At 67.3% G+C, this 15,448-nt stretch carries 14 protein-coding genes; 5 read left to right on the top strand and 9 right to left on the bottom strand.

Translation table 11 applies throughout. The features are described from left to right. On the top strand, positions 1–703 hold a 703-nt coding region (locus QK444_RS17460), incomplete at its 5' end, for a redoxin domain-containing protein (protein WP_282781595.1). A 70-nt stretch (positions 704–773) separates the two neighbouring features. After that, positions 774–1,109 (top strand): calmodulin, encoded by a 336-nt coding sequence (locus QK444_RS17455; protein ID WP_282781594.1) that lies wholly within the window; start codon positions 774–776, stop codon positions 1,107–1,109. 78 nt (positions 1,110–1,187) lie between these two features. Here the strand turns inward: QK444_RS17455 and QK444_RS17450 are convergent, their stop codons facing one another. Then, on the bottom strand, positions 1,188–2,729 hold the full coding sequence (locus QK444_RS17450; RefSeq protein WP_282781592.1) for a Rieske 2Fe-2S domain-containing protein: 1,542 nt from the start codon (positions 2,727–2,729) through the stop codon (positions 1,188–1,190). 44 nt (positions 2,730–2,773) lie between these two features. Continuing rightward, positions 2,774–3,670 (bottom strand): hypothetical protein, encoded by an 897-nt coding sequence (locus tag QK444_RS17445; RefSeq protein ID WP_282781590.1) that lies wholly within the window; start codon positions 3,668–3,670, stop codon positions 2,774–2,776. A gap of 109 nt (positions 3,671–3,779) precedes the next feature. Between QK444_RS17445 and QK444_RS17440 the strand changes: the two genes are divergently transcribed. Both QK444_RS17440 and QK444_RS17435 read left to right on the top strand, forming a co-directional pair. Further along, positions 3,780–4,523 carry a lysophospholipid acyltransferase family protein gene (locus tag QK444_RS17440; protein WP_282781588.1) on the top strand — a complete coding sequence of 248 codons (744 nt, stop codon included), beginning with the start codon at positions 3,780–3,782 and terminating at the stop codon, positions 4,521–4,523. A gap of 97 nt (positions 4,524–4,620) precedes the next feature. Further along, on the top strand, positions 4,621–5,310 hold the full coding sequence (locus tag QK444_RS17435) for a protein glxC (protein ID WP_282781597.1): 690 nt from the start codon (positions 4,621–4,623) through the stop codon (positions 5,308–5,310). 32 nt (positions 5,311–5,342) lie between these two features. Here QK444_RS17435 and QK444_RS17430 read toward each other — a convergent pair whose 3' ends face one another. The 6 genes from QK444_RS17430 to QK444_RS17405 are packed head-to-tail and all read right to left on the bottom strand — an operon-like array spanning position 5,343 to position 13,146. Continuing rightward, positions 5,343–5,951 carry a hypothetical protein gene (locus QK444_RS17430; protein ID WP_282781586.1) on the bottom strand — a complete coding sequence of 203 codons (609 nt, stop codon included), beginning with the start codon at positions 5,949–5,951 and terminating at the stop codon, positions 5,343–5,345. 35 nt (positions 5,952–5,986) lie between these two features. Next, positions 5,987–7,666 (bottom strand): ABC transporter family substrate-binding protein, encoded by a 1,680-nt coding sequence (locus QK444_RS17425; RefSeq protein ID WP_282781585.1) that lies wholly within the window; start codon positions 7,664–7,666, stop codon positions 5,987–5,989. Positions 7,667–7,697: 31 nt separating this feature from the next. Next, a complete protein-coding gene (locus tag QK444_RS17420) occupies positions 7,698–9,374 on the bottom strand; it encodes an ABC transporter family substrate-binding protein (RefSeq protein WP_282781583.1) in 1,677 nt (558 codons plus the stop codon). 9 nt (positions 9,375–9,383) lie between these two features. Continuing rightward, positions 9,384–11,246, bottom strand: a complete 1,863-nt coding sequence (locus QK444_RS17415; RefSeq protein WP_282781581.1) for an ABC transporter ATP-binding protein — start codon at positions 11,244–11,246, stop codon at positions 9,384–9,386. Continuing rightward, positions 11,243–12,172 carry an ABC transporter permease gene (locus QK444_RS17410; RefSeq protein WP_282781579.1) on the bottom strand — a complete coding sequence of 310 codons (930 nt, stop codon included), beginning with the start codon at positions 12,170–12,172 and terminating at the stop codon, positions 11,243–11,245. The genes QK444_RS17415 and QK444_RS17410 overlap by 4 nt, the downstream gene beginning before the upstream one ends. Next, on the bottom strand, positions 12,169–13,146 hold the full coding sequence (locus QK444_RS17405) for an ABC transporter permease (RefSeq protein WP_282781577.1): 978 nt from the start codon (positions 13,144–13,146) through the stop codon (positions 12,169–12,171). Before QK444_RS17405 ends, QK444_RS17410 begins: the two co-directional genes overlap by 4 nt. Positions 13,147–13,366: 220 nt before the next feature. On the opposite strand from QK444_RS17405, the gene QK444_RS17400 reads away from it, so the two are divergent. Further along, positions 13,367–14,206 (top strand): HAD family hydrolase, encoded by an 840-nt coding sequence (locus QK444_RS17400; RefSeq protein ID WP_282781575.1) that lies wholly within the window; start codon positions 13,367–13,369, stop codon positions 14,204–14,206. Positions 14,207–14,234: 28 nt separating this feature from the next. Here the strand turns inward: QK444_RS17400 and QK444_RS17395 are convergent. After that, positions 14,235–15,448: N-acetylmuramoyl-L-alanine amidase (locus tag QK444_RS17395; RefSeq protein ID WP_282781573.1), on the bottom strand; the 1,214-nt coding region annotated here is incomplete at its 5' end.

Raw genomic sequence — 15,448 nt, 5'->3', positions numbered from 1 at the left:
TGCGGCGAGTTCGGTCCCGATCGGACGGGCGACGGTGGTGCGCAATGGTGTGCTGATCGCCCTCGCGGTGCTGGTGGCGGTCGGTGCGCTCGCGGTGCCGGAGGTGCCGGGCAGCCTGCCCGCGGATCATGCCGTCGGCATGGCGGTGGTCGCGGTGCTGCTCGCCCTGTTCCTGCTGATCCAGGGCGAGTTGCGGGTGGTGCGGCGGCGGCTGGACGAGCAGGCGCTGTCCACCCTGGGGGCGGAGGGCCTGCCGGTCGGTGCGGTCGCGCCGGAGTTCGAGCTGCTCACTCCCGAGGGTGACCGGTCGGGCCTGTCGGACCTGCTGCGCGCGGGCCGTCACCTGCTGCTGGTGTTCGTGCACCCGCACTGCGAGATGTGCGCGGCACTGGCTCGGGAGCTGCCGCGCTGGCATCGCCGAACGGCGGCGGAGTTGAGCATCGTGGTGGTCGGCAACGGCGACCCCGCCGAGCACGAGAAATGGGCCGAGGTCCAGGGGGTGGGTGATATCCCGGTGCTGGTCCAGCAGGGCAATGAGGCGGCCTTGCGCTATCGGGTGCGCGGAACGCCCTCCGCGGTGCTCATCGGAGCGGACGGCCGGATCGCCGCACCGGTCGCCCGCGGAGCGACCGCGATCCGGGAGCTCGTAGTTCAGAGCGGTCGGTATCGTAAATCTTCTGTCGCACAGTCGATTTCACCGTGACACCCGTTTCCGGGGCTTACCATCGAAGGGCAGGTTCCATCCACCCGTACGCGGCAGCGAGGGGAATATCATGGCGGACTTCGCATTCACCGATTACTCCGGCAAGGAATTCGTCATCCGATTGACGAACGAGCAGCGCATCGAGGAGGCTCGCCGGATACTCTCCGGTGAGGAACAAATGTCCACCCACGTCATGGGTCGGATACGCAAACAAACCGCCGACTACAACCCCGGCTGGAACTTCCACCTCGACCCGGACACCATCAGCTTCTTCACCATGGCCATCGAGGTCTGCGATGCCAGCATCACCTATGTCGAAGACCACCTGGATGAGGCGTGCGGGGCGTTCCTCCCCGGATGCTTCTGGTGTCCCTGGTCCTCCAGGCTGACCCGCGAACTCACCTAAGCGGCCGCTCCGGCCGGTGTCCCACACCGGCCGGAGTCGCGACCCGAGGCATTCCGTGGATTTGGATGTCTCGCGGATTCAGAGTTTCCGTGAGCGGAGTTCGTGGCCCTTGGAGGTTTTGCAGCGGCCGCTCTCCAGATCCCATTGCCAGCCGTGCAGGTTGCAGGTCAGGGTGTTGCCTTCGACTACGCCGAATTTCGACAGGTCGGCTTTCAGGTGGGGGCAGCGGCGCTGTACTTCCCAGCCGTCGAGTTCGGTGGAGGCGGAGTCGTCGTGCGCTTCGGCGAACCAGCCGTCGGCGTAGGCGATGCGCTCATCGGTGAGGCATTTGAAGAAGGTGTAGAGGAATTCGTTGTAGCCGCCGATGCGCCAGGTGGTGAAGCGCGTCGACAGGAAGATGGTGTTCACCCAGTCGGGTTCGTTGTCGCGCAGCACGGTGCGCACCAGCTGCGGGTCGATGCGGAAGCCGTAGCGGTGCTTGCCTTCTCCCGCGACGGGTTCGCGCACCATGCGCTGGGGGAAGTCCAGCACCACGGTCTCCTCGCCCATGACGAGGCTGACCGGGTAGCCGATGCCGTCGCAGATGAGGTCGCTCTGCGCCATGATCGGCTCGAAGAGCTCCTTCAGCGGCGGTAGCAGCGGCTCGTCTCCGGTTGCCCAGGAAGCCTTTTCGGCCGCCAGCACGGGAGCCATGCGCTGCGCCATGTCCTCGATGTAGGCGGCCTTGTCGCCGTAGATGGTCTCCGGGGCGACCGGGTGGCTCAGCTCGAGCAGGTCCTTGCCGCGCAGGTCCACGGTGGAGCCCGGGATCATGAGGATGCCGCCGGTGTTGCCGTGGATCTCCATCTGCTCCAGGAACACCATCTGGTCCGGGAAGATATTGCCCTCGTCGCCGCGGTCGTCGTTGAGGTAGCGCAGCTCGTCGTCGAGGAAGACCGGCGGTCCGGCCGAGGGCACCACCCAGGTCGCGCCGACCTGTTCGATGTAGGAGCGGGCCCGGTCCATGCCGCGCTGCCGCTTCTGCTTGCCGAAGTTGGCCTTGGTGCGGGTCGGGATGTCGTACACCATCGGGTACCAGATGGCCCCGGAGTACTGCAGCAGGTGGATGTCCACATGCCCGAACTGGTCGTGCAGCACGTCCATATCGACGGGCCGGGCGTCGTTCATGTTGAAGCAGACGGTCTCACCGTCGGAGACGACCAGGCCGGAGTCGCCGATGGGTCCGTCGGCGGGCGCGCGCAGCGCGATGATCATGACGTCCAGCTCGCCGCCGTTCGGGCCGGTGACGGTGTGCTTGACGGAGTCCTCGGTCTCCACGAACGTGTGGAAGCCGAGCTTCTCGAGTTCGCGCTTGAGGTCCGGCACCGGGTAGTCGGGCAGCAGGACGGTGGCGTCCTTGTTCACCTTGTCGGTGAGCAGTTGAGCGTCGAAGTGGTCGCGGTGTAGGTGCGAGACGTAGAGGAAATCGCAGTTGCCCAGTTCGTCCCAGTCCAACCGGGTGTTGTCCGGAAACGGGAACCACGAACCGAAGTACGCCGGGTTCACCCATGGATCGCAGAGGATCGTCCCCGCCGCGGTTCGGATGTGGAATCCGGCGTGTCCGACGCTGGTGATCTGCACGAGCTTCTTCCTCCCTGACCGTTACCAGCCACCCAGCGTACTGGTTAGGGAGAAACGTCGCCGATGCAGTAACCCTCGTCGCCGGACTTCAGGGTGAATGTCCGTTTCTGCTGGACACCGGCCGCATTGGTGACCGGCACGGACACCGTGATGTAGCCGCCGTCGGGCCACGCGGACTCGATGGACTGGTCTATGAAGGACGTCACGCCGGTGAGCTGTCCGGGGTTCAGCGCCAGCGGCGGCGACGTAGCCCGACCGGTCTGTTCGGGGTCCCAGCTGCCCGGCGTGGGGGCGCAGACCAGCGGGTACCGGCCCTCCTCGTCCGCGGGGTCGAGGGGTTCGCCGGTGAACCGCGCCAGATAGCGGCGCACGGTGTGCCGCGCGTCCGCGCCGTTGAATCCGAGCTCGGTGTCGAATCCGAGGTCATTGCCGCTGCGATAGACGCGCGGGCACGCGTAAGCGCCGGCGAGGGTGCGATCCGAGGCCACCACGGTGACCGCCGCGCCGCTCCAGATCACCCCGGATGCGCCGCGCACCGGCGGATTCTCCAGCGCCGCGAGGATCGATTCCGGCTCGGCGTACATGGCCGCCGCGTTCGACGGCGCGATGGTCCAGCACTTCTCCGTGATCGCGTCGACATCCCCGGCCCGCAGGTCCGCCACCCAGGCCCCGACGGCCGCGGTGCCGTCGGGATTCTCCGCCGCCGTGTTCCCGGGCGTGTCGCCGCTGGTCGTCGTGGTGGCCGCGGTCGTGGTGGTGACCTGGACCGGGCTGGCGGGTGCGGGATCGTCCCCGGGGATGCCCGAGACGGAATCGCAGCCCGCGAGCACCGCCGCCGACGCCACCGCCAATCCGCTGACCAGGATTCCCCGCCGTCGCGCCCCGAGCTCCGGCAGCCCCCTGCGGCAGTAGTCACGCAGCGATGTTCGGGCGTTTCCCACTCCTGCGAACCTCTTTCGTGTCCCCGCGGCCGTCCTGGTGTCACAGCCGACGATCGATGTTGCCTGGGTCACTGGTACCAGCTCCCGCAGCGACTACGCTAGCTGAACTGTGGAACCCGTCTACTTCCCGATCATCGGGCTGGCCCGCACCGTGTTCGCACTGCAGGGCCTGAAGTTCACCGTCACCGGCGACGAGCACATTCCCGCCGAGGGCGGTGCGGTCATCGCCATCAACCACACCGGCTACATGGATTTCACCTACGCCGGACTGCCCGCGCGCACCCCCAAGCGCTACATCCGGTTCATGGCGAAGCAGGAAGTCTTCGACAATTCCATCTCCGGGCCGATCATGCGGGCGCTCAAACACATTCCGGTGGACCGGTCGGCGGGGGCGGACTCCTTCCACGAGGCGGTGCAGCGGCTGAAGGCCGGAGAACTGGTCGGCGTGTATCCGGAGGCCACCATTTCCCGCAGCTTCGAGATCAAGGATTTCAAGTCGGGCGCGGCGCGCATGGCCATCGAGGCCGGAGTGCCGATCGTCCCGATCGTGATCTGGGGTGCGCAGCGGGTGTGGACCAAGGGGCACCCGAAGCGCCTGGGCCGCACCAACACTCCCATCTCCATCAAGGTGGGCGAGCCCATCGCACCGTTCGAGCCGGCCGCGGAGTTGACCGCCACCCTGCGCTCCACCATGCAGGCGATGCTGCTGGACGTGCAGCGGGACTACGTGCACGAACCCGGTGCCTACTGGGTGCCCGCCCGATTGGGCGGCAGCGCACCGACTCTCGAAGAGGCGAACGCCATGGACGCCGCGGAAGCCGCCGAGAAGGCCGCCCGCCGCACCCAGCAGTAGCCCGCCGCCCCTCCCCTGCGCCGCCCGAGGGGACGGGCTCACCGTCGTTGCCGAAGCGGAAGGTGTATGTCGGGCGGCAACAGTGAACACCGTTGTCATGGATCCGGCCGACACCACCCTCGATCTCGCCACGCTCGGCACGCGCGCGGTCAACGCACTGCTCATGTCGCCGAGCGCACCCCAGGGCGTGCTGGTCGCCAACCCGGGCGGCGCGCACGCCCTGGCCTGCGGCCTGTATCGCGAGATGGCCGTCACCATCGACGGTTCCGTCGGCTACTACTGCGCGGGCATGAACCAGCATGCCGCCGTCACCGTGAACGGCGACGCCGACGTCGGGGTGGCGGAGAACATGATGTCGGGCCTGGTCCGGGTGCGCGGCGACGCCGCCCAGTCCGCGGGCGCGACCGCGCACGGCGGCCTGCTGGTCATCGAGGGCAATGCCGGTGCGCGCTGCGGCATCTCGATGAAGGGCGTCGACATCGTGGTCGGCGGCGACAGCGGCCCCATGAGCGCCCTCGTGGCGCAGGCGGGCCGCCTGGTGGTGTGCGGCGACGCCGGTCCCGCCCTGGGCGAATCACTCTACGACGCCCGCGTCTACGTCCGCGGCGAAGTCGCCTCCCTGGGCGCCGCCTGCGTCCGCAAACCCATGCGCCCCGAACACCTCACCGAACTGCGCGAACTCCTCCACACCGCCGGATTCCCGCACGACCCCACCGAATTCACCCGCTACGGCTCCACTCGCCAACCTCCCTGGCCCCACGTCCCACCCCGCCCAGACCCTCGCTGACCCGCAAAAACCGACCCCGCGAACACGACCCCTCAACTCGGATCCGACCCCCGCACCGCACTCAGCCAGGTGACCGTCGTTCCCGCCACCACCGTGACCGCCACGAACGCCAGCGTCCCGCCACCGGCCACGTACACCCAGAACAGCCCCACGAACGGGGCCACCACGGCCGATTGGGCGTCGAGCAGCAGGCGGCGGGGCCAGCGGGTGGCGGTGGCGGCGAGTTCGACGGCGTCCGGATCCGGCCGGGACGGATTGTCGACCAGCCGGCCCACCGGTTCCGAGTCCCGGCTGCGACCAGCGGGATACACCCGAAGCCCGTCGACATGGATTGTCCGCCCGGATGTTTCGACCCGGGCCGGTGTCAGCGTCATCAGCGCCGGATCGAAATAGACCGGCACCCACAGCGTTCGCCCGTCTGTCGTGCACTCCAACCACGACCGGCTCACCAACCGAAACTGTTGGCGAATTCGCCGCGCGGTCATTCCGGCATCGACCCCGCCCGTGTCCCGCAGCGCGTAGCCGACCCGGAATCCGGTGTACCCCAGAATGATCAGCACCAACGCGGCCAGCAGCCTGCGCAGCTCCATATCGCCGAACGGCGCCCAGGCGAAGCACATCGCCAGGGCGCCGATCGTCACGACTACCGGATAGGCCAGCGGGTGGCCCCGGAACCTCACTTCAAGAAGCCGATTTTCGTGTAGTCGTAGGACGCCAGGCCGGGAGCACCGTAATTGGCGAGATTGTCACGCACCGCGACATTGCCCGGCGACTGCCACAGCGGCAGTGAATGGCCCTCATCGAAGACCATCTGATCGACCTGGTTGGCCAGTTCGACGGCCTTCTCCGGATCGAGTTCCGATAGGGTCCGCTCGATCAGATCGTTGAGTTCGGGGGAGCCGATGCGGCCGTAGTTGCCCTGCAGATTGTCCGGGTAATACCCGTAGATCTGCGGCAGGCTGCTGAACGGGAACGGGTCGCCCACCCAAGCCCACTGGCCGACGTCGAAATTGCCCGGCTGGATCTCATCGGTGAAGAAACCTTGGCCGGGTTTGGTGTCGATGGTGAGTTTGACGCCGACGGCGGCGAGGTTCTGCTGAATGATCTGTGCCACCTGCACCCAGGTGTCGGCGTTGTACATGACATCGCGGATTTCCAGGATGCGGCCGTCCTTCTCCCGGAATTCGCCGTTGAGCCTCCACCCGAGCGCGTCGAGTTCCTGGGCCGCGGCGGCCGGGTCGAAGGGGAGGGCGTTGTCCTGGTAACCCTTCTGGCCCACCAGATAGACGTGGTTGTCGAGCGGCTTGGGGTTCTCGACGAGGCCGTTCAGAATCGCCGTCGCGATGCCTTGGCGGTCGATTGCCTTGGCGATCGCCACCCGCAGTTTCGGATCCTCGAGAATTGAGCCGGGCGCGCCGTTGAAGGTCAGGTGGGTCCAGGAATTGCCGGGGGCGCGGCGGATCGCCACGCCCGGCGTGTTCTGCGCGGTCTTGAGTTCGTCGCGGTCGGCGATGCCCGTCGCGTCGATCTCGTTGTTCTGCAACGCCGGAAGCCGTGCCGCGCTGTCGAGCACGCTGAAGGTGATGGTGTCGAGCTTGGGCTTGTCACCCCACCAGGTGGGGTTGTGGTCCAGGACGATGCGTTTGACGGCGCGGTCGACGGACTGCACCTTGAACGGGCCGGCGGTGAGGGCGATGCCGTCCACGAGGCTCTTGTTGAACGCCTCCGGTGTTTCGGTGACCGACTTCGGGTACAGGAAGCTGTTGCCCGCGAACTGGCCCTTCCACTCGCCGTAGTGCTTGGCGAACGTGATGACGGCCTGGCGGTCGTCCACGCCGCGTTCGACCTTCTCGACGCGGTCGAAGCCACCCGGCGCGGCGATCAGGAAGTCTTTGTTCTTCCCGCTCATGGCCTCGGCCTGCGAGCGGATGTCCTCCCAGGTGATGGGGCTGCCGTCGGACCAGACCGCGTCCGGATTGATGGTGTAGGTGACCTGCTGCGGTTCGGTGCTGGTCAACTCGACGCTGGTGAAGTAGTCGGTATTGACCGAAAGATCGCCCGCCGCATCGGTGCTGAAAGCTCGCGGCATCATCGGCCGCAGGATGGCCGCGATCTCGGCGTCGTTGCCGTCGTTGGACAGCGCGTTCCAGTTCTCCGGGATGGCGCTCACCGCGAGCCGCAGGTTGCCCCCGTCGCGCAGATCGCTCACCGGATGCGGATTGATATCGTTGGTGGTGCCGAGTTCGGCGACCGCCCCTTCGGGCGCGCCGTCATCGCCGCCCGCACAGCCGGTGGCCGCCACGGCGACGGCCACCAAGGGTACCGCGAGCCGCAAGCCTATCGAGCGCAATCGCATCGATCGCTCCTTCCGTTGGGGAACTGCCGGATCACTTCAGGAAACCGATCTTGGTGTAGTCGTAGGAGGCCAGTCCCGTCGCCCCGTAGTTGGCGAGATCCGCCCGCACCGCGACATTGCCGGCCGACTGTGTGAGCGGCAGTGAGAAGCCGATCTCCCACAGCTTGCGGTCGATCTCGTTCGCCAGGTCGATCGCCCGCTGCGGGTCGAGTTCGGCCAGCGCCTGATCGATGAGGTCGTTGATCTCCCGGGAACCGATGCGGCCGTAATTGCCCTGCAGATCATTGGGGTCGTACCGGTAGACCTGCGGCAGGTTCTTCAACGCGAACACGTCACTGGACCACACCCAGTGCGCCATATCGAAATTGCCGGGCCGGATCACGTCGGTGAACAGCCCCTGGCCGGGCTTGGTCTCGATCAGCAGCTGCACGCCGATGCGGGCCAGGTTCTGCTGCATGATCTGGGCCATCTGGACCCAGGTGTCGGAGTTGTACATGACATCGCGGATCACCAGTTTGCGGCCGTCCTTCTCGCGGACGTCACCGTTGAGCGTCCAGCCGAGCTCGTCCAGCTCCCGTGCCGCGGCATCGGGATCGAACGGGAGGCTGTTGTCCTGATAGCCCACCTGGCCCTGCACGTACACGTGATTGCCCAGCGGTGTCGGGTTCTCGACCAGACCGTTCTGCAGGGCGGTCGCGATGCCCTGCCGGTCGATCGCCTTGGAGATGGCGACGCGCACGCGGGCGTCCTCGAGGATCGAACCGGGTGCGCCGTTGAAGGTCACGTGTGACCAACTCGCACCCGGGGCCCGGCGGATGGCGACACCCGGAGTGTTCTGGGCGATCTTCATATCGTCGCGGGTCGCGAGGCCGATCGCGTCGATCTCGTTGTTCTGGAGCGCGGGCAGCATCGCGTCGTCGGCGAGCACGCTGAAGGTCATGGTGTCGAGCTTGGGTGTGTCACCCCACCACTTCGGATTACGGGCCAGCACGATGCGTTGCAGGGCGCGGTCCACCGACTGCAGGGTGAACGGTCCGGCGGTCAGCGCGATCCCGTCACGCAGGCTCTCGTTGAATGCCTCCGGCGTCTCGGTGACGGTCTTCGGGAACAGGAACCCCTCCCCGGCGAACTGCCCCTTCCAGTCGGCCCAGTGCTCCTTGAACGTGATGACCGCCTGCCGGTCGTCGACACCGCGCTCCACCTTCTCCACTCGGTCGAAGCCGAAGTTCATGCGAATCAGATAGGCCGGGTTCGAGCCGTTCAGCGCTTGCGCCTGGGAGCGGAGGTCCTCCCAGGTGATGGGGGTGCCGTCGGACCAGACCGCGTCGGGGTTGATGGTGTAGGTGACCCGCTGCGGCTCGGTGTCGGTGAGTTCGATACTGGTGAAGTAGTTGGTGTCCACCGAAAGGTTGCCCGCCGCATCGGTTCTGAACGCACGCGGCATCTGCGGCCGCAACAGGCTGCCCACCTCGCCGTCCGCGTCGGTGTGCAGCACGTTCCAGGTCTCGGGCAGGGAACTCAACGCGAGCCGCAGATTGCCACCGTCGCGCAACTCGCTCACATCACGAGGGTTGATGTCGTTGGTGGTGCCGAGTTGGGCGGCGGCGCCCGTCGACGTGTCGGTGTCGCCACCGGCGCACCCGGCGAGTACGACCGCCGCTGCGACCAGGGGCACGGCCAAACGTGTTCCCAGCGAACGGATTTCCACGGCTTTCTCCTATCGTGCTACCACCGGGACGGGTACCGCGTCGATGAGGGCGCGGGTGTAGTCGTGGCGGGGAGCGGTGAAAATCTGTTCGGCCGGACCGTATTCGACGATCTCGCCGCGATACATGACGGCCACCTCATGCGCGAGGTTACGCACCACCGACAGGTCGTGGGAGACGAACAGGTATGACAGGCCACGCTCGAGCTGCAGGTCTCGCAGCAGGTTCAACACCCCGGCCTGAATCGACACGTCCAGCGAGGACACCGGCTCGTCGAGCACCAGGATCTCCGGATCCAGGGCGAGTGCGCGGGCGATATTGATGCGCTGCTTCTGGCCGCCCGAGAAGTCCGCCGGGTACCGGTCGGCGTGTTCGGGCCGCAATCCCACCTGCCGCAGCAGTTCCGGGACGCGCCGGTGGATCTCCTCACGAGGGCGGCCGTCGATGCGCAGCGGTTGTGCCAGTGCGTCGAAGATCGGCAGCCGGGGGTCCAGGGAGGCCGAGGGATCCTGAAATACGATCTGCATGCGCCGCCGGATATCGCGACGCTGCTCCTTGGTCAGCGATTCGACGTTCCGGCCCAGGATTTCGATGCTGCCGCTTTCCGGCCGCACCAGATCCATGATCTGGGTGAGGGTGGTGGACTTGCCCGAGCCGGACTCTCCTACCAGCGCCAGCGTGCGGCCCGCACGCACCTCGAAGCTGATGTCGTCCACCGCCTTCACCTCGCCGATGCGGCGGCGGAAGACGACGCCCTTGGTGATCGGGAAGGTCTTCTTCAGGTCCGACACCCGCAACACCACATGGGAATCGGTGTCGGAGCGGTGCTCCGGTTCGGGAATGTCGCGCCGGTAGGCGGCGAACAGCTCGGCCGAACCGACTTCCGCGGTGCGGATACAGGCGGCACGGTGGCCGGGTTCGGTGTCCTGCAGCGGCGGTTCGGCGGCGCGGCAGTCGTCCACCGAGACGGGGCAGCGGGGTGCGAAGGTGCACCCGGGCGGCAGCGCGTGCATGGCGGGCGGCGCACCGACGATGGGGATCAGGGGGGTGCGCGCCGGTCCGTCCATGCGCGGAATGGAACCGAGCAGGCCCACCGTGTACGGCATGCGTGGGGCGTTGAAAAGCTCGGCGACGGGCGCGGTCTCGACGATCCGCCCGGCGTACATGACCGCCACCCGATCGGCGAGCGTGGCCGCGATCCCCATATCGTGGGTGATCATCACGACGCCCGCACCGGTGATATCGCGAGCTTGGCGCAGCAGATCGAGAATCTGCTTCTGCACCGTCACGTCGAGGGCGGTGGTGGGCTCGTCGCAGATGATGAGTTCCGGATCGTTGGCGATGGCCATGGCGATCACCACGCGCTGGCGCATACCGCCGGAGAACTCGTGCGGGAACATCTTGGCTCGGACGACGGGCTCCGGAATGCCTACCAGCTCCAGCAGTTCCACCGCCCGCGCGGCGGCCTGCTCCTTGCTCATCTTCTTGTGCGCCAGCAGCGCCTCGGCGATCTGATCCCCCACCCGGTACACGGGGGTGAGGGCCGAGAGCGGGTCCTGGAACACCATGCTGATGCGGGTGCCGCGCAGCGCCGACAGATGTTTGTCGCTGAGCCCCAGCAGTTCCCGTCCCCGCAGCCGGATCGAACCGCGCACCCGCGCCTGATCCGGCAGCAGGCCCATCACCGCCAGTGAGGACACCGACTTGCCGGAACCGGATTCGCCGACGATGGCCAGCACCTCGCCATCCTGCACGGTGTAGCTCACCCCGCGCACCGCGTCGATGCGGCCTTCCTCCCCTGGAAAGGAAACGTGCAGGTCCGAGACCTCCAGCAGGGGTGCGGTGGTGGTACGCGTGTTCTTGTCGTCCGTCATGCCGCCGCCTTCTCCGCCTTCGCCTTCTTGCGCGACCGCGCCCGAGCCGAACTCGGGTCGAAGGCGTCGCGCAAACCATCGCCGACCAGGTTCGCGCACAGCACCGTGGCGACCAGCAGGCCACCGGCGAACATGAACAGCCACGGATAGGTCAGCGCCGACTTGGTGCCGGCGGCGATGAGCGAACCGAGCGATACGTCCGGCGGCTGCACGCCGAAGCCGAGGAAGCTGAGGCCGGTTTCGGCCATGATGGCCGCACCCACCGACAGCGTGGTGTCGATGATCAGGATCGACGCGATGTTCGGCACGATATGGGTGGTGATCACCGTCCAGGTGGAGGCACCCATATACCGTGCGGCCCGGACGAATTCGCGCTCCCGCAGGCTCATCGCCAGACCGCGCACGATACGTGCGCTGATCATCCAGCTGAAGACGCTCAGCAGGCCGATCAGCAGCAGGATGGAACCGCTGCCCTTGGTACGCGGTGCGAAGATCGCCACGATGATGAAGCTGGGCACCACGAGCAGCAGATCGACCAGCCACATGACGGCTCGATCCGTCCAGCCGCCCAGCAACCCCGCCAGCGATCCCGCGAGAGCGGCGATGGTGGTGGAGATGAGTGCCACGCACAGACCGATGATCAGCGACTTCTGCAGTCCGCGCAGCGTCTGCGCCAGCACGTCCTGTCCGATCTGGTTGGTGCCGAACGGATGGTCCGTACTCGGCGGCTGGAGCAGCGCCGTGTAGTCGAGTTCCTGATAGTCGTAGGGCAGCAGCGGCGGCAGCGCGAAAGCCGACACGAACATCAGCACCAGCACGATCAACCCGACCACGGCGGGCTTGTTGCGAAGGAAGCGGCGCAGCACCAGCTTTCGGCGTCCAGCCGCCGCCGGTGCACCCTGGACGATGAGTTCGGCCTCGGTCATCCCACACGCACCCGGGGGTCGAGGATCGCGTAGACCACATCGGACAGCAGGCCCGATATCAGCACCACCAATCCGGCGAAGGCCGTGATGGTCACGACCGGATACAGGTCCTGCGCATTGATGGAGTCCACCAGCCACTCACCGACACCGTGCCAGCCGAAGATCTTCTCGGTGAAGGTCGCGCCCGTGATCAGGCCGCCGAAACTGTAGGCGAACAGCGTGGCCATGGGGATCAGCGCGGTGCGCAAGCCGTGCTTGTACAGCGCCCGGCTGCGGGTGAGGCCCTTGGCGCGGGCGGTGCGGATGAAGTCGGACTGGAGCACGTCCAGCATGGCGTTGCGCTGGTAGCGGCTGTATCCGGCCATGGCGCCCAGCGCCAGGCCCAGCGTCGGGACGACCATGTGCTGGAGGCGGTCCACGAACTGATTCCACAGGCCGTGCACGGCGGTCGCGGAGGTCTCACCCGTATAGAGGAAGATCTGCTTGCCCGTGGCCATATTGATTTCCAGCGCACCGAATTTCAGCAGGGTGGCGAGCAGGAACACCGGTGTGGACAGCACCAGCAGCGAGATCACCGTCGTGAAATAGTCGCTGAACCGGTACTGCCGTATCGCGCCCGCCGCACCGATCAGCACGCCCAGCACCGTGCCGACCACGGAGCCGATCAGGAGGAGTCGCAGGCTGACGGCGATCCGGCGCGGCAGTTCCTCCGAGACCGGCTGCCCGGCCAGGGTCTGGCCGAAATCGCCGTGCACCACGCCGCCCACCCACTGCACGTACCGAGGAACGATCGGCTCGTCCAGTTTCAACTCCGCGCGCTTGGCGTCGATCACCGACTGCGGCGGCCGGGGATTGCGCTGCTCCAGACTTTCCAGGGGATTGAAAGACCAGGATGCCGCCACGAACGTGAGAAACGACGCCAGTAGCAGCAATACGACATAGTTGAGCGCACGTCGCAGCAGGAATCCGGCCATCAGTCCCTCTCGGGTCGAGTCTGTAGCCCCAGATCATAGGGACCGACCTGAAGATATGCGCAGTACCGCGCAGCCAATGCCGGGCAAGTCGTGGCGGGCGGGGTTCGGTGGGGGTGCTCACGCCGTGATCGAACCGATTGTGAACGCGGTGTGGGGGATAGTCGACGGTAGGGCTGCGAATGGGCATCTTTCGGGCAAGCGGGACCCCTCTCGAGGCAGGATGGAACAGGTGACTCTCTTTCACCTGCCCAAACCCAAGATGGTCGCCACCGATGTCGACGGCACGCTCATCGACCACCGGGAGCAGGTGAGTGCCCGCACCAGAGCGGCCGTGGCGGCGCTGATCGCCGATGGTGTGCCGTTCGTGCTCGCCACCGGGCGTCCACCCCGCTGGATCGACCCGGTGGTGGACGGGCTGGGGTATGCCCCGCTGTGCGTGTGCGGCAATGGGGCGGTCATCTACGACAGTGCGCAGGATCGGATCCTGTCCACGCGGGTGCTGGATGTGGACACCCTCGAATGGTTGGCGGAGCTGGCCGAGCGGCTGCTACCCGGGTGCGGGCTGGCGGCCGAGCGGGTGGGGGTCAGCGCGCACGATGCCGCCACGCCGCAGTTCGTGAGTTCACCCGAGTACGAGCACGCCTGGCTGAATCCCGATGACACGCGGGTGGCGCGGTCGGAGGTGATCGCCGCGCCCGCCATCAAGATGCTGATCCGGCTGGCGGGCGCGACCAGCGCGTTCATGCGGGAGGTGCTGGAGCCGCATCTGATCGGGCGCGCGGATCTGACGTACTCGACCGATGACGGGCTGGTCGAGCTGTCGGCCCCCGGCGTCACCAAGGCGACCGGGCTGGCCACCGTCGCCCAGCGGCTCGGCGTGCAGCACGCCACCATGATCGCCTTCGGCGATATGCCGAACGACGTGCCGATGCTGCGGCTGGCGGGGCACGGCGTGGCCATGGCCAACGCGCATCAGGAGGCCAAGGAGGCCGCCAACGAGGTGGCCGCCACCAACAACGAGGACGGGGTGGCCCGCATCCTCGAACGCTGGTGGGCGTGAACGACTCTCGCCGCTGAGCGCCGCCGGGTTACGGCGCGGGCAGCGGGGCCGGGATCGGGTCGGCTGCGGGCGCCTGCGCCAACGGCTGCGGGATCGGCGCACCGGCGGGGGACTGGCTGGTCCCGAAGGTGTCGAGAATCGTCGTGATGATGCCGGTGACCCGGTTGAAGATCAGCGAGCCGTACTGGAAGTCGGCGCGCACGCCGTCGGGCACCTCGTACTCACTGCTGGTCGGCATGCCCAGCAGGCCGGTGAACGCGCCCAGCTGGATGAAGCGTTCCAGGATCTTGCCCACCACCTGGTAGACCCGGCCGTCCGGGGTGGAGTAGGCGATGCCGTTGGCGAACTGCACGTATTGGCCGCCGTCCACGGTGGGCCGCGGTTCGGAGATCGGCGCGCCCAGCGGTCCGGCCGCCCCGCCCTGCTCGTTCCAGGTGCGGGCCACCGCGCTGCGGTCCAGCATGTCGAGCAGCAGGGTGGTCAGATCGGCCAGCGCCGCCAGGTCCGCGTCGGCCTCCGGGTCGATGGACTGCTGCTGATCCGCGCGCTGATCGGTGCGCGACCGCGGCGGTGACGGCAGCTCCTGCTGTGGGGAGACCCCGCCGGAGGCGTCCTCGGCGATGGAGCGGATCCGGTCCATCAGCCCGTAGGCCGCGTCGCCGGGGCAACTGGTGTTGCCGACGTCGCGGTGCGCGAACACGATCGGCAGCCGCACCTCCTCGCCGAGCGCGTAGGGGGTGTAGCTGCTGCCCTCCGAGATCATGGTGGTGGTGCCCTCGGGGTCGAGTCCGGCCACCTTGGCCCGCCAGCCGATGAATTCGCCCATGGAACGCACGGCGGCCTCGCTCGGGGCCTGCTCCTCGTGGTTGCCCATGAAGGACACGCCCGCGGTGTTCTCGTTGAACCCGCCCGCGTGTGCGCCCTGCACCGGCTTGTCGAGTCCGCCCGCGCGGCCCTCGAAGATCTGGCCGTACTTGTCGACCAGGGCGTTGTAGCCGATATCGCACCAGCCCAAGGTTTTCGCGTGATACGCGTAGATGGCGCGCACGATGCCGGCCGACTCGGCCTTGGAGTAGTCGTTGCGGCCCGCGGTGTGGTGCAGCGTGATGCCCGCGACGCCGTCCTTGTCGTAGGTCGGGTCCTGGCAGCGCATGTTCTCGTCCGCGCCCCACTGTGCGCGTGAGATCACCTTCGGCCCGCCGCCGGGCAGCGGCGCGGCCACCTCGGACAGCGTCGCGTCGA

This window comes from Nocardia sp. CC201C (genome assembly GCF_030010695.1).
In the GTDB taxonomy this organism is placed as follows: Bacteria; Actinomycetota; Actinomycetes; order Mycobacteriales; family Mycobacteriaceae; genus Nocardia; species Nocardia otitidiscaviarum.
Note: the sequence above shows the minus strand (reverse complement) of the source record. Positions and strands in the feature narration are given on the sequence as shown.